The sequence below is a fragment of the Bradyrhizobium sp. 195 genome, assembly GCF_023101665.1.
Classification (GTDB): Bacteria; Pseudomonadota; Alphaproteobacteria; order Rhizobiales; family Xanthobacteraceae; genus Bradyrhizobium.
Genome location: NZ_CP082161.1, coordinates 6602353 through 6616753 on the forward strand (window position 1 = coordinate 6602353; position 14401 = coordinate 6616753).

Consider the following 14401-nt stretch of genomic DNA (forward strand, 5'->3'; position numbering starts at 1 on the left):
GGTGTATCAGGAGCCATAACCCTGTTCAGGACCATTCGTGCCCCAATCTGCAAAAAGGCCCTTCATCGATGTGCTCTCCGGCCAGCGCCAGAGCATTCCGCCCATGTGGATGATGCGGCAGGCCGGCCGCTATCTGCCGGAATATCGCGAGGTGCGCGCGAAGGCCGGCGGGTTCCTCGATCTCTGCTTCAATCCGGAGCTTGCGGCCGAGGTGACGCTGCAACCGATCCGCAGATTCGGCTTCGATGCCGCGATCATCTTCTCGGATATTCTGGTCATCCCCTATGCGCTCGGACGCTCGGTCCGGTTCGAGGTCGGCGAGGGCCCGCGGCTGGATCCGCTGGATGATCCCGCCAAGGTCGCGACGCTGGCACCGCGCGCCGATCTCGGCAAACTCGCGCCGGTGTTCGAGGCGCTCAAGCTCGTGCGCGGCGCGCTGGACCCTGAGGTCGCGCTGATCGGCTTCTGCGGCGCGCCGTGGACGGTCGCGACCTACATGGTTGCCGGCCAAGGCACGCCCGACCAGGGGCCGGCACGAATGATGGCCTACCGGCATCCGGAGGCGTTCGCCAAGATCATCGACGTGCTGGTCGAGAGCTCAATCGAATATCTGCTGGCGCAGCTCGCCGCCGGCGCCAATGCCTTGCAGATCTTCGACACCTGGGCCGGCGTGCTGCCGCCGGTCGAATTCGCGCGCTGGTCGGTCGAACCGACGCGACGCATCGTGGAGGGTGTGCGGGCCAAGGTGCCGGATGCGAAGATCATCGGCTTCCCGCGCGGCGCCGGCGCTCAGCTGCCTGCTTACGTCGAGGCAACCGGCGTCAACGCCGTCAGCATCGACTGGACCGCGGAGCCCGCCTTGATCCGCGAGCGCGTCCAGAGCAAGGTCGCCGTGCAGGGCAATCTCGATCCGCTGGTGCTGATCACGGGCGGCGCCGCGCTCGACCGCGCGGTCGACAACGTGTTGGCCAATTTTGCGCAAGGGCGCCTGATCTTCAACCTCGGCCACGGCATCCAGCCGGAAACGCCGATCGCCCATGTCGAGCAGATGATCAAGCGCGTGCGGGGCTGAGGGACGAGCGGCCTTTCCACCCGTCATGGCCGGGCCTGTCCCGACCATCCACGTCGTGTAATTTCGCAAGGCAGCTAGCGCGGCCGGCTGCGCTCGATGATCTCGGCGGCACCCTTACCCAGCAGATCCAGACCCACCGCACGGCCGAGCTCGCGCGGGCGATTGGCGGGACCCGCGCGCGAGGCCTCGATGATGGTGTTGCCGGAGAGATCGAGCACCGATGCGGTGAGCGACATCTGATCGCCCGCGATGGTCGAGAAGCCCGCCACCGGCGAATTGCAGTGGCCGTTCAGCACCCACAAGACCTCGCGCTCGGCATCCGCGCTGGCATGCGCGGCGGGATCGTCGATCGATGACAGGATCTGCCGCGTCTGCCAGTCCTGCGCTGCGCATTCGACTGCGACGATGCCCTGCCCCGCCGCGGGCAGCATCTCCGCCGCGGCGAATTCGTAGGCGATACGGCCGGCGAGGCCGACGCGGTCGAGGCCCGAGCGCGCCATGATCAGCGCGTCGGCCGGGCCCACGGCGCCGCCATCCGGCAGGCGCTGCTTTTCGCCATTGTCGAGTTTTCGCACGCGCGTATCGGCCGCGCCGCGAAAATGGATCACCTCGACATCGGGAAACAGTCTGTGCGCATAGGCCGCGCGGCGCACGGCATTGGTGCCGATCTTGAACCCCTTGCCACCTGACCGACGCAGCGCTTCCAATGTCACGCCGTCGCGTAGCACCAGGGCATCACCAGGCGGATCGCGCGACAGCGTGGCGCCGATGACGAGGCCCGGCGTGTCCTCGTTGCCCGGCATGTCCTTCAGCGAGTGCATCGCCGCCTGCAATTCGCCCGACAGCACGGCAGCGCGGATCTGCGCCACGAAGGCGCCGCCCTTGCCGCCATGGGGCAACAGCTTGCTGGTCTGGTCGAGATCGCCCGTGGTGTCGAACTTGACGATCTCGACGTCGAGACCGGGCACGGCGGCGGTCAGGCGGCGCGCGATCTCTTCCGTCTGTGCCAGCGCCATCGCGCTCTTGCGTGTGCCGATCCGAAGTCGAATAGCCAAGCTGTCGTCCTTTCACTGCGCGAGATTACCGCGCATCCTCCAATATCATGTCGGAGGCCTTTTCGGCGATCATGATGATCGGCGCGTTGGTGTTCCCGGACACGAGGTCCGGCATGACCGAACCGTCGACGACGCGAAGGCCTTCGAGGCCCCTCACCTTCAGCCGCTGGTCAACCACCGCGAGCGCATCATTGCCCATACGACAGGTCGAGGTCGGATGATAGATCGTGCTGCCGCGCTCGCGGCAATAATCCAGCAGCTCGGCATCCGTGGATACCTTCGCGCCGGGATCGTACTCGCTGACCACAAAGGGCTTCATCGCCGGCGCGTTCAGGATCTGGCGCAGGATCTTCAGGCCTTCGACGTTGGTGGTGCGGTCGGTCTCGGTCGACATGTAATTGATGCGGATTTCCGGCGGCACGCTTGGGTCGGCGCTCTTGATGCGCAAGGTTCCGCGGCTTTCGGGACGGAGCTGACAGACCGACGCAGTGAAGCCGGAAAAGTCGTGCAACTTCTCGCCCATCTTGTCGGTCGAGAACGGCAGGAAATGCACCTGGATGTCGGGCGATGCCAGCCGCGGGCTGGTCTTGAAGAACGCGCCCGCGGTGCCGGCCGCGATGGTCAGCCAACCCTTCCGGAACAGCGCATAGCGCGCGCCGGCCATGGTACGGCGGAGCGGATGATTGACGGTGTCGTTTAGCGTGATCTTCTGCGAGCAGCGCATGACGATGCGGACCTGCATGTGGTCCTGGAGGTCGTGACCGACGCCCGGCGCGTCCAGCACGACATCGATGCCATGCTTGCGCAGGAGATCGGCGGGACCGACACCGGAGAGCTGCAGCAGCTGCGGCGAGTTGTAGGCTCCGCTCGACAGCACGATCTCCTTGCGGGCCCGGGCGCGGCGGGTTTGCACGCCTTGTCGATATTCGACGCCGACGGCGCGGCGGCCCTCGAACAGCACGCGCTGGCCGAGCGCTCCAGTTTCGATCTTGAGGTTGCCGCGGGACTTTGCCGGGCCGAGATAGGCCACCGAGGTCGAGGCGCGGCGGCCGTTGCGCGTCGTGGTCTGGAACAGGCCGACGCCTTCTTGCGTGGCGCCGTTGAAATCGAGGTTGTAGGGCAGACCGGTCTCGACCGCGGCGTCGATGAAGGCTTTCGACAGCGGATCGGTCACGACCATGTTGGACACCGGCAGCGGACCGCCGCTGCCATGATACTGATCGGCCCCCCGCGACTGGTTCTCGGCCTTCTTGAAATAGGGCAGCACGTCGTCATAGCCCCAGCCCGTGTTGCCGAGCTGGCGCCAGCGGTCATAATCCTCGTGCTGGCCGCGGACATAGAGCAGGCCGTTGATCGAGCTCGATCCGCCCAGCGTCTTGCCGCGCGGCTGAAACACCTGGCGGCCCTTCAGCTCGGGCTCCGGCTCGGTCTGGTACATCCAGTTGACGGACTTCTCCTTGAACAGTTTGCCGTAGCCGAGCGGGACGTGGATCCAGATGTTGGAATCCTTCGGGCCGGCCTCCAGCAGGAGCACAGTGTGCCTGCCGCTCGCCGAGAGCCGATTGGCGAGAACGCAGCCGGCGGAGCCTGCGCCGACGATGATGTAGTCGAATTCGGGATCGCTTGGTGCGAGGGAAGAATTTGCAGTCATCTGTTGCTAGTCTTCTTGTTGCTGTGGACGTTTCCGTTTCGTCACTTAGCACAATCATTCCCGCACGCGCAGCGCCTCGACCAGCGACTTGAACGCACGGGCATATTCCGCGCCCGCCCTTGCGATATCCGTGCGTCCGGCGCAGGCGACCGCGGCCTCCGTCACCGCGCCGAGCAGCAGCCGCGCCAGCGGCTCGACCGGCTGGCGCGCGATCAGACCGGCCTCCATCGCGGCCGCGATCGCACGCGGCAGCTTGCCGCCAAAGTGTTTTGCGTCGATTTCGCGCCAGCGCTCCCAGCCGAGCACGGCCGGGCCGTCGCGCAGGATGATCTGGCCGGTCGGGCCCTTCGCCGTCGCGGCAAAATAGTGCTGAGTGCCGGCGACCATCGCAGCGAGCACGTCCTTCTCGGCGCGCGCGGCGCCGTCGATCTCCACGACGAGGTCACGTGAGACCTGGTCGAACACGGCTTCGAACACCGCCTCCTTGTTCCTGAAGTGATGATAGACCGCGCCCTTGGCGATGCGGGCTCCGTCCGCGATTTCGTCCATGGTGGTGGCGGCAAAGCCTTGCGTCCCGAACAGGCGGCGCGCCGCCGTCAGGATCGCTTCCAATGTCGCCGCCCGCCGCTCCGCCTGTTTCGCCATGGCTCTCTCGTCTAGTAGAATTCGAACTATGCAGCCAGTTGACTTTTCGACTGCCGGTCGGTATTTACCGACTATCAGTCGGTTTTAATCGTGAGGTGCGCCATGCCGAGCCGTGACATCGTCGAAGCCTTTGCGAAGCGGCTGGAGACCGGAGATTTCATCGGCGCGATCGAGCAGTTCTACACACCTGATGCCGCGACCTATGAGAACAATGCCGAGCCGACGGTGGGGCGCGACAAGCTCGTCGCCAAGGAGCGCGGCGTGCTGGCGGCTTCGAAGGAGGTCAAGGCCGTGCGCATCGGGCCAAGCCTGATCGAAGGCGACCATGTCGCGACGCGCTGGACCTTCAGCTTCACCAACGCCGAAGGGATCACGCGGACGCTGGACGAGATCGCCTGGCAGACCTGGCGGGGCGACAAGCTGATCGAGGAACGGTTCTATTACGATCCGAAGCAGCTCGGGCGGTGACTGCGCCTCTCAAACACAGGTGTCATCACCCGGCTTGACCGGGCGATCGAGACGATTGTGATTGAATCGATAAGCCGCGGCGTACTGGATGCCCCGCCTACTGTTTAGTCCGGAGACATGGCTGACACCTGTTCGGACACATCACTGACAGGTTGGCCATTGGTCAAGTCGATCGATGCGACCTGCCAGCTGGCGAAGAAGATGCCGTAATGGCCATCGCGGTCCAGCGGCCGGATGGCGAGGCGCTCGCGGGCGAAGGCCTGGGGAACCTTCCAGAAGCGCCCCTTGAAGGAGATGTAGGGTCTTGTCGATGAGACTCTGCGCACGATCTCACCGCTGTCGTATTCGACGATCGGAACGCGAGCCGGCATGGCACGGGTGCTCGGCCGGAAGCGATCGGCGGGGACGTGCATATCGAGGCCCTGGTGGGGACGTTCCAGATTGTAGACTGGCCGCCAGGCGTCGAAGGCGCGCTGGACCTCCGGCAGAGTGCGGAAGCGACGCATGGCAAGAACCTCGGCCTTCAGGGTGCGATGGAAGCGTTCGTTCTTGCCGCGCGCCTGCGGGTGACAGGGCCTGGCATGCACCACCCTGACACCGAGCTTGAGCAGCCACACCTTCAGCCCGGTCCAACGAACACCTGACGTATCGCCCCACGGTGAGCCGTTGTCGGTGTAGAAAGCCTCCGGCAGGCCGTAGCAGCGGAACGTCGTCGTCAGATGATCCTGCACGGTAAGACGCTGCTCGTCGGCGCAGGCCTTCAGGCACAGGACATAGCGCGAGTGATCGTCGACAATTGTCAGCGGATGACATCGCGTCCCGTTGGCGAGCGGCAGGTGTCCCTTGAAGTCCATCTGCCACAGCAGGTTAGGAGCTTCCTTCTCGAAGCGATGCCCCGGATTGGGCGGTGCATTCTCGCTTGGCTTGACCCGACCGTGCCGACACAGGATCTGGTGCACCGTTGACGGCACGGGCACCGTCTGCCCGCGCCGCTTCAGGCAGTGAGCGATCTTCCGCGCTCCCCAAGCCGGATGCTTGTCCCGCACGGCCAGAACCTGTGCCTCGACCGCAGCCTCACTGCGCTTGGGCATCGCATGCGGGCAACGGCAGCGGTCGGCCAGCTCTCGATCGCCAGCCTGCCAGCGCCGCAGCCATTTGTAGCCCACGTCAGGGCTGATGTTGAACCGTCGGCACAACTCGCGCCGATTGGCGCCCTCCTGCAAAGCCAGCCGCACGAACTCGTGACGCTGATCCATTGCTGACACCTCACTCCAGGGCATGGACGGCCTCCCGAATCGGACCAATCCAGCCAATGTTGATGTGTCAGCTATGTCTCCGAACACCCGTCAGTGATCTGTCCGGGCTAAACACTACGCGGGGCATGACAGCGGAGTTAGTCGCGAACCACCGTAACCCCGCCGCGCCGCATTTGTATCGATTTGTTAGCGATACACCGATTCGAACACGCAGAAGTGGTCGTAGCGAACCTCGCAAACGGGGATAATTCATAGATCGTCAAAGGTTTGCAGCGAATTCTCCCGGATCGAGCCGGACAAACGGCCGATGTTAGGCTCTGGGATGCGGACTCAAACGACCAGCTATCTCGCGCGGCTGTTCGCCGGCGATCTGTCGGCCTTTGGCGGTCCCGCAACCGACGAGGCCGTGGCCGGCCATATCCGCGCCGAACAGATGTCGCTTGTGCTCGGCTATTCGGTGGGCATCATGCTCGCCAATGCCTGCAACGCCATCGTGCTCGCCATCGCGCTGTGGCAGTCGCCGGACAGGATACCTGCCCTGATCTGGGCGGTCGCCGTGGCCGCCGCCGCAATCGGATTCGGCGTCCAATCCCGCGCCGCGCGTCGCATCACAAAACCGCAATTCGTCTCGCGCCGCGCCATGCATCGGCTCGTGCGAAATGCCTTCGTCCTCGGAGCGGCCTGGGGCATCGTCCCAGTCACCTTTTTCGCCGATGCCTCGACCGGCGGGCAGCTCGTCATCACCTGCCTGTGCTCGGGCATGCTGGCCGGCGGTGCGCTCGCCTTCGCCACCATCCCGATCGCGGCCATCGCCTTCACGGCGCCCATCTTCCTCGGCATCGCCATCTGCCTCGGCAGGAACGGCGATCTCGCCTTCCTGCTGATCGCCTTCCTCGTCGTGGTCTACGGCAGCGTGCTGCTGCGGGGCGTGTTCGTCAATTCGATCGCGTTCGCGCGGCGCGTGATCCGCCAGATCGAGGCGGAGCGGACGGTCCGGCTGGATCCTCTGACTCATCTGCCCAACCGCGTCGCCTTCAACGAAACGCTCGATGCCGCCCTGAGGCGGCTCGCTTTGTCCGGCGAGGAGTTCGCGGTACTCCTGCTCGATCTCGATCGCTTCAAGGAGGTCAACGACAAGTTCGGCCATCCTGCCGGCGACGAATTCCTGGTCCAGGTCGCAGGCCGCCTGCAGCGCTGCACGCGCGCGGCCGAACATGTCGCACGCATCGGCGGCGACGAATTCGCGCTGGTCATGAACAATCTGACGCGGCCGGAAGATGCACTCGAAATCGCCGAGCGCTTCGTCGCAGCCTTCGAGGAGCCGTTCCAGATCGAGGGCCGCCAGATCGTGGGCGCGACCAGCGTCGGCATCGTGCTGGCACCGCGCGACGGCACCACGTCGCTCGACGTCATGAAGAATGCTGACGCCGCGCTCTACCGCGCCAAGAAGGCGGGGCCGGGCACGATCCGCTTCTTCGAGGAAGCCGACGACAGGGTCTCACGCGATCGCAAGGCGCTGCAATCAGACCTCGCCGGCGCGATCGCGCGAAACGAGCTGTTCCTCGTGTTTCAACCGTTCCTCGATCTCGACGAAAGCCGGATCACCGGCTTCGAGGCGTTGCTCCGCTGGCAACATCCGGAGCGTGGGCTGGTGCCGCCGAGCGAATTCATCCCGATTGCGGAGGAGACCGGGCTGATCCACGAGATCGGCGAATGGGCCATCCGCCGCGCCTGCGCGACGGTTGCCAAGTGGCCGAACGAGATCAGGGTCGCCGTGAATTTCTCCGCGGCGCAGTTTCACAACGCCGGCATCCTCCAGACCATCGTGCAGGCGCTCAGCGACGCCAAGATCGCCCCGCACCGGCTCGAGATCGAGATCACTGAATCGATGCTGCTGTCGAAATACGGCTCGGCCGAGTCGGTCTTGAACGCGCTGCTGCAGCTCGGCGTCACCGTGGCGCTGGACGATTTCGGGACGGGCTTCTCCTCCCTCACCTATTTGCGCAAGCTGCCGTTCAGCCGGATCAAGATCGATCAGTCCTTCATCCGCGACATGCTGGTGCAGCCCGACTGCGCCGCCATCGTGAAATCGGTGATCGGTCTTGCGCGTGACCTGCGCATCGGTGTCGTCGCCGAGGGAGTCGAGACCGCCGACCAGCTCGAATATCTGCGCCAGATCAGTTGCGACGAGGCGCAGGGCTATCTGATCAGCCGGCCGGTGTCGGCGGATAGCGTGCTGGCGCTGCTGGAGACGAAGAAGTATCGGGCGATTTACGCGGCGTAGGCACGATTGGGGCCTTGTTGCCGGCGACGCGGGAGGTGCGCTCCCTCCCCCGCTGGCGGGGGAGGGCTGGGGAGAGGGTAGCTCCGCAGCGGGAGTCCCCCAGAGGAGAGAACCCTCACCCGCGCCTTCGGCGCGACCTCTCCCGCAAGCGGGAGAGGTGGAGCCCGCGGCGGCGTCCATTTTTCCCAAACAAGCTCTCAGTTAAATCGTATCCGCGCGCAGCAGCGTGTCCACGGTAATCGTGCCGCGTGCGCGGGAGACGCAGGCGCAGATCTTCTGGTTGCTTTGCTTCTGATGATCGCTGAAGAAGACGTCGCGATGGTCGATCTCGCCGTCGACCGCGACCACGTCGATGGCGCAGAGGCCGCATTCGCCGCGCTTGCAATCGTACATCACGTCATGGCCGCTGGCATTGAGCACGTCCAGCATCGAGCGTTCCCGCGGGATCTCGAGCTCGACATCGGATCCCTTCAGGCGCACGCGAAACGTCTCGGTCGGCAGCGTGCCGCTGGAGCCAAAGGTCTCGTAGCGGAGATCGGGGAGCGGATGGCCGGCGCCGATCCAGGCGTGACGCGCGGCGTCGAGCATCCGCATCGGACCACAGAACAGCGCCAGCGCGCCCTTGGGGAGCGACGCGAACAGCGCATCGAGATCGAGCCGCCGGCCTTCGTCGCTGGCGTGAACGACCAGGCGATCTCCAAGCATCGCGGCGAGATCGTCGAGATAGGCGGCCTCGCCGCGCGAGCGCACCGCATAATGCAGCGTGACGTCGGCCCCGCGCCGCGCCAGTGCCTGCGCGGCGCCGAGGATCGGGGTGATGCCGATGCCACCGGCGATCAGGCAGTAGCGTTCGCGCGCCCAGTCGACTGCAAGCAGCGAGGCGGGCTGCGTGATGTCGAGCCGCGCGCCCGGCGCGAGTTGCCACATGTAGCGCGAGCCGCCGCGGGAATCATCCGTGCGGCGCACCGCTATCTTGAAGCCTTGCGAGGTGGCCTCACCGACCAGCGAATAGGATCGCGTCTCCGGAAGACCGTCGATGGTGACGCTGACATTGATGTGGCTGCCGACCGGATAGGCCGCGCCGTCGAACTGATCGGGGCGGATCAGGAATTCGCGGATGCCGGGTGCGAGATCGCGGGTCGAGACCAGCGTCGCGGGAATCCAGGTTTCGATGAAGCGCATGGCGGCTGCCCTCAATCGGTTGCGGTTTTGATCAGCGCGAGCGCCGGCAAGAGGTCCAGATGGGTCCGGTTGCGCAGCGCAAGCCGCAGGTTTCGCACCGCGAGCCGCGCGTGTTCGCGCATGACCGCTTCGGCGCGCGCACCCTCGCGGTTCTCGATGGCGTCGATCACGACGCGATGGTGCTCCTGGCCGATGATCAGGATCTGCTGCGCCTCGGGGAGCGCGGATTGCGCCATCACGAAGCCGCTCGGGGATGCAAAAGGCAGCGCGGAGGCGCGATCGATCTGGCGGATCAAGGGCGGGCTGCGCGACAATTCGGTGAGCAGGGCGTGGAAGCGCGCATTCAGCGCGACATAGGACGAGAAGGCCTCAATCGAGATCGGCACCTGGCGCAACAGCTCGTCGATCGCGGCGAGGCACTCCTTCAGCGGCTCCAGCTCACGCGCCGAGACGCCGCGCTCGGCGGCAAAGCGCGCGGCGAGGCCTTCGAGCGTGCCGCGCAGCTCGATGGAATCGGAGATGTCGCGCTCCGAAAACGCCTTCACCATGAAGCCGCCGGAAGGGATCGCTTCCAGCAGCCCCTCCTCCTCCAACCGCACCAGCGCCATGCGCACCGGGGTGCGCGAGGCGCCGGTCGTCTCCACCGCCTGGAGCTCGGAGATGCGCTCGCCGGGGCGCAAGGCGCCCGACAGAATCTGGTCGCGCAGCGCGAGCTGCGCCTTCACGGTCTGCGAGACAGAGCGGTCGACTTCACGCTCGGCCATGTTCTACTCCGCGGCCTGAAGATGCTGCGGCCCGTTTTCCTTCGCCACCATCCTGTCGATCAGCTTGCGCGTCCACATCGCGCCGGCGTCGATGTTGAGGTTGTAGAAGATGCGGTCGGGGTTCTCGTCCATGGCGCGCTGCTGCGCCTCGAGGATCAGCTCGTCCTCGTGGAAGATGCCGGAGACGCCCTCGCGGATCTCGGTGGTGATGCGCTGCTCGTCGAGCTGATAGTTGCGCACGAAGGCCCAGAAATAGTGACAGGTCTTCTCGGTCTCCGGCGTGATGGTGTTGAGCACGAAGCCGTTGACGCCCTGCGATCGGTCGCCTTCGGGCGCGCCGGTGCCGGTCGGCGCGACGCCGACGTCGATCGCGATCGTGCATGGTGCTTCAAAACGGATGATCTGCCAGCGATCGACGAGACCGGTCTTGCCGAGCTGCTTGGCCCAGAACGGCGGCGGCTCGATGCCGCGCATCCAGCGCGTCACCGTGACCGTCTTCTCGCCATGGGTGACGTCGAACGGGGCCTCGGCGACCGCCTCGTTGCCGATCGAGGAGCCGTGCACGAACGTCTCATGGGTGAGGTCCATGAGATTGTCGAGCACGAGGCGATAGTCGCATTTGACATGGATGGTCTTGCCGTCGCCGGCCCAGGCCGGATCGTGATTCCAGTGCATGTCGGGGACCAGCGCGGGATCGGCCAGCGCGGGATCGCCCATCCAGAGCCAGATGTAGCGGTGGCGCTCGACCACGGGATAGGCGCGGACGCAGGCCGACGGGTTGATGGTCTCCTGCGAGGGCATGAAGGTGCAGCGACCTTGCGCGTTGTATTTCAGGCCGTGATAGCCGCAGACGACGGTGTCGCCTTCGAGCCGCCCCTTGGACAGCGGCACCAGGCGGTGCCAGCAGGCATCTTCCAGCGCAGCGACCGAACCGTCGGCCTTGCGGTACATCACGACATGCTTGCCGCAGATCGTCCGCGGCAGCAGCGCCGGCTTCACCTCGGCGTCCCAGGCGGCGGCGTACCAGGCGTTCATCGGGAAGGGCTTTGTCACGGTCTCACTCCCTCGGCTTATGAATACGTTGTGTATACAATAACGCGGGAATGGAATCGTTCAAGGGTAAATGTGATGTACTATAATACCTAGCTGCCCTGATTTGTATACATCGAACTCCCAGTCGTCGCCCGCAGGCGGGCGATCCAGTACTCCGCGGCGGAAATTGTCTGTCCAAATGACAGCCGCGGAGTACTGGATTCCCCGCTTTCGCGGGGAATGACGGTGGTGACTGCGGCCCGGGCGGAAGATGCAGCAAGGGCGCCCTCGCCGCGGCAGATCGAGAATCGTACGGGCTCGGCACCTACGCCCCGAACACCTTCGCCAAACCCGCCTGCGCCTCTTCCTGAATCCGCTTCAGGTGCTCGGTGCTGCGGAAGCTTTCGGCGTAGATCTTGTAGACGTCCTCGGTGCCGGAGGGCCTGGCGGCGAACCAGCCGAAATCGGTTTCGACCTTGATGCCGCCAAACGGCTGACCGTTGCCGGGCGCCTTGCTCAGCGTTGAGCGGACAGGGTCGCCGGCGAGATCCTTCAGGCCGAGTTGCTCCGGCGTGACGGATTTGAGGATGTTCTTTTGCGGCCCTGTCGCGGCGACGTCGATGCGCGCGTAATGCGGCACGCCGAACTCTGTGGTGAGTTCGCCAAACAGCTGGCTGGGGTCGCGGCCGGTCTTCGCCATGATCTCGGCGGCGAGCAGGCCGAGGATGATTCCGTCCTTGTCGGTGGTCCACACCCCGCCGTCGCGGCGCAGGAACGAGGCCCCTGCACTCTCCTCGCCGCCGAAGCCGAAGCCGCCCGTGAGAAGGCCGTCCACGAACCATTTGAAGCCGACCGGCGTTTCGACCAGCTTGCGGCCGAGCTTCTTGGCGACGCGGTCGATGATCGAGCTCGACACCACGGTCTTGCCGATCGCGGCATCCCTGCTCCAGTTCGGGCGATGCGCGAACAGATAGGAGATCGCGGTCGCCAGATAATGGTTCGGATTCATCAGGCCGCCCGTGCGCGTCACGATGCCGTGGCGATCGGCATCGGTGTCGTTGGCAAAGGCGACGTCGAAGCGGTCGCGCATCCCGATCAGGCTCGCCATCGCGTAAGGCGAGGAGCAGTCCATGCGGATCTTGCCGTCCCAGTCGACTGTCATGAAACGGAAGGTCGGGTCGATCGCCTCGTTCACGACGGTGGCCTTCAGGCCGTAGCGCTCGATGATCGGATGCCAATAATCCACGGCGGCGCCGCCGAGCGGATCGATGCCGATATTGATGCCGGCGGATTTGACCAAGTCGAGATCGACGACTTGTCCGAGATCAGCGACATAGGGCGTGATGAAGTCGTAAGCGTGGACGTTCGCGGCTTTCTTCGCCTTGTCGTAGTCGATGCGATTCACGCCCCTGAGAGCATCGGCGAGGTAGGCATTGGCACGCTTTTCGACCACGCCCGTGACGTCGGTGTCGGCGGGACCGCCATGCGGCGGATTGTATTTGTAGCCGCCGTCTTCGGGGGGATTGTGCGAGGGCGTGATGACGACGCCGTCGGCATGGCCGGAGGTGCGTCCCTTGTTATAGGTGAGGATCGCGTGCGAGATCACAGGCGTCGGCGTGTAGCCGCCGTCCTTGTCGATCATGATGTCGACGCCGTTGGCGGCGAACACTTCGACGGCGCTGACCAGCGCCGGCTCGGCCAGCGCATGGGTGTCGATGCCGATGAACAACGGTCCGGTCAGCCCCTTTTCTCGTCTATAGTCACAGATCGCCTGCGTCGTCGCGAGGATGTGGCCCTCATTGAAGGTGTTCTTGAACGAGGTGCCGCGATGGCCGGAGGTGCCGAACGCCACGCGCTGCGCGGGATCCGCGACATCGGGCTTGCCGGCGAAATAGGCCGTCACCAGCCGCGGAATGTTGGTGAGCGCGTCCGGCGAGGCCTGCTTGCCTGCCGCGGGATGAACATCAGCCACTGAAGTACCTCGTCCTGTCGCAAGAGATCACGGGGATACCATAGCATCGGCCGGGCCCCCGCCAAGGGCACAACACGCGCGATGGGGGAGGCGTTCCTTGGGTAGGTGGCTGCAGCGAAAGCCCCGATCTCCCAGAGAAGCGTCATGAGGCGGCAGCATCGCGATGCTCCAATGCACATCCGGACACGCAGTGCCGTAGGGTGGGCAAAGCGGAGCGTGCCCACGTATCTTTCGCGGTCGAGAGAGATCGTGGGCACGGCGCAAGAGCGCCTTTGCCCACCCTACGATATCTGCAGGTCCCGCATCCTGAGGTGCGAAGCTTGCAATGCGAGAGCGTTGCAAGCGAAGCCTCGAAGGATGAACGGCCGAGATTAGCCGGGCCCTTCGAGGTTTGCCCAAGGGGCGACCACCCCGAGCGACAACGGCTTCGCCGTTGCGCGAGGGTGACGGGGATGGATTGACGCTCGCCACCTCCACATCGTCATTGCGAGCGAAGCGAAGCAATCCAGAGTCTCTCCGCTGAGGGATTCTGGATTGCTTCCGCCTTCGCCAAGGCCTCGGCGGACAAGTCGCTACGCTCGCAATGACGGAGGATGAGGTGACAAGTTGCTTCCCCAAGTGACCTGTCATTCCCCGCGAAAGCGGGGAATCCAGTACGCCGCGGCTTCTCGGTTCGATCACGACCGTCTCTGGAATACTGGATCGCCCGGTTGAACCGGGCGATGACACCGCGTGTGTGGCGGCAGACATGGCTCTTCGACCTCGCGGCTTGTTTCGCCCGAGCTTTGCTTCGTCTTCGTCCCTCTAAATCCAAGAGGGCGCAGGGAAGGCCGGGTGCCGGCAGGCACCCGCGGTCCGCTGCGCGAAATGCACACGCAGGAAGAACCGCACAGCAGCATACAGGTGATGCCGATCACTCGGCCTTCCCTGCGCGGTGGTCGGACGGCTTATGCCGTGATCTCCCGGGAGCCGAACTTTCCTTCTGGCCTCCCTCGCCCCGCGAATTGGATGATGCAGTCT

11 protein-coding genes are annotated in these 14401 nt (G+C 65.0%); 3 read left to right on the plus strand and 8 right to left on the minus strand.

Going from position 1 to position 14401, the window contains the following annotated elements; translation table 11 throughout:
• Positions 1-37: 37 nt before the first annotated feature.
• Positions 38-1072, plus strand: coding sequence for a uroporphyrinogen decarboxylase (gene hemE, locus IVB26_RS30890; protein WP_247968815.1), 1035 nt, complete (start codon positions 38-40; stop codon positions 1070-1072).
• Between the two features lie 74 nt (positions 1073-1146).
• On the opposite strand, the gene hemC is transcribed toward hemE, so the two are convergent.
• The 3 genes from hemC to IVB26_RS30905 are packed head-to-tail and all read right to left on the minus strand — an operon-like array spanning position 1147 to position 4423.
• A complete protein-coding gene (gene hemC / locus IVB26_RS30895) occupies positions 1147-2127 on the minus strand; it encodes a hydroxymethylbilane synthase (RefSeq protein ID WP_247968816.1) in 981 nt (326 codons plus the stop codon).
• Positions 2128-2152: 25 nt separating this feature from the next.
• The gene (locus IVB26_RS30900; RefSeq protein WP_247968817.1) at positions 2153-3778 is read right to left on the minus strand and encodes a GMC family oxidoreductase; all 1626 of its coding nucleotides are present in this window, start codon (positions 3776-3778) and stop codon (positions 2153-2155) included.
• Positions 3779-3832: 54 nt separating this feature from the next.
• A complete protein-coding gene (locus IVB26_RS30905) occupies positions 3833-4423 on the minus strand; it encodes a TetR/AcrR family transcriptional regulator (RefSeq protein ID WP_247968818.1) in 591 nt (196 codons plus the stop codon).
• 102 nt (positions 4424-4525) lie between these two features.
• Here IVB26_RS30905 and IVB26_RS30910 point away from each other — a divergent pair, with 102 nt between their 5' ends.
• Positions 4526-4891, plus strand: coding sequence for a nuclear transport factor 2 family protein (locus IVB26_RS30910; protein WP_247968819.1), 366 nt, complete (start codon positions 4526-4528; stop codon positions 4889-4891).
• 104 nt (positions 4892-4995) lie between these two features.
• Here the strand turns inward: IVB26_RS30910 and IVB26_RS30915 are convergent, their stop codons facing one another.
• A complete protein-coding gene (locus IVB26_RS30915; protein ID WP_247968820.1) occupies positions 4996-6171 on the minus strand; it encodes an IS481 family transposase in 1176 nt (391 codons plus the stop codon).
• Positions 6172-6469: 298 nt separating this feature from the next.
• Here IVB26_RS30915 and IVB26_RS30920 point away from each other — a divergent pair, with 298 nt between their 5' ends.
• A complete protein-coding gene (locus IVB26_RS30920) occupies positions 6470-8431 on the plus strand; it encodes a putative bifunctional diguanylate cyclase/phosphodiesterase (RefSeq protein WP_247968821.1) in 1962 nt (653 codons plus the stop codon).
• Between the two features lie 201 nt (positions 8432-8632).
• Here the strand turns inward: IVB26_RS30920 and IVB26_RS30925 are convergent, their stop codons facing one another.
• The 4 genes from IVB26_RS30925 to pgm form a co-directional block, all read right to left on the minus strand.
• Positions 8633-9613, minus strand: coding sequence for a PDR/VanB family oxidoreductase (locus IVB26_RS30925; RefSeq protein ID WP_247968822.1), 981 nt, complete (start codon positions 9611-9613; stop codon positions 8633-8635).
• Between the two features lie 11 nt (positions 9614-9624).
• On the minus strand, positions 9625-10377 hold the full coding sequence (locus IVB26_RS30930; RefSeq protein WP_247968823.1) for a GntR family transcriptional regulator: 753 nt from the start codon (positions 10375-10377) through the stop codon (positions 9625-9627).
• Between the two features lie 3 nt (positions 10378-10380).
• Complete coding sequence (locus IVB26_RS30935; RefSeq protein WP_247968824.1) at positions 10381-11430, minus strand: aromatic ring-hydroxylating dioxygenase subunit alpha; 1050 nt, start codon at positions 11428-11430, stop codon at positions 10381-10383.
• Positions 11431-11734: 304 nt separating this feature from the next.
• Positions 11735-13381: a phosphoglucomutase (alpha-D-glucose-1,6-bisphosphate-dependent) gene (pgm, locus tag IVB26_RS30940; protein ID WP_247968825.1), complete on the minus strand. Its 1647-nt coding sequence runs from the start codon at positions 13379-13381 to the stop codon at positions 11735-11737.
• Between the last annotated feature and the right edge of the window lie 1020 nt (positions 13382-14401).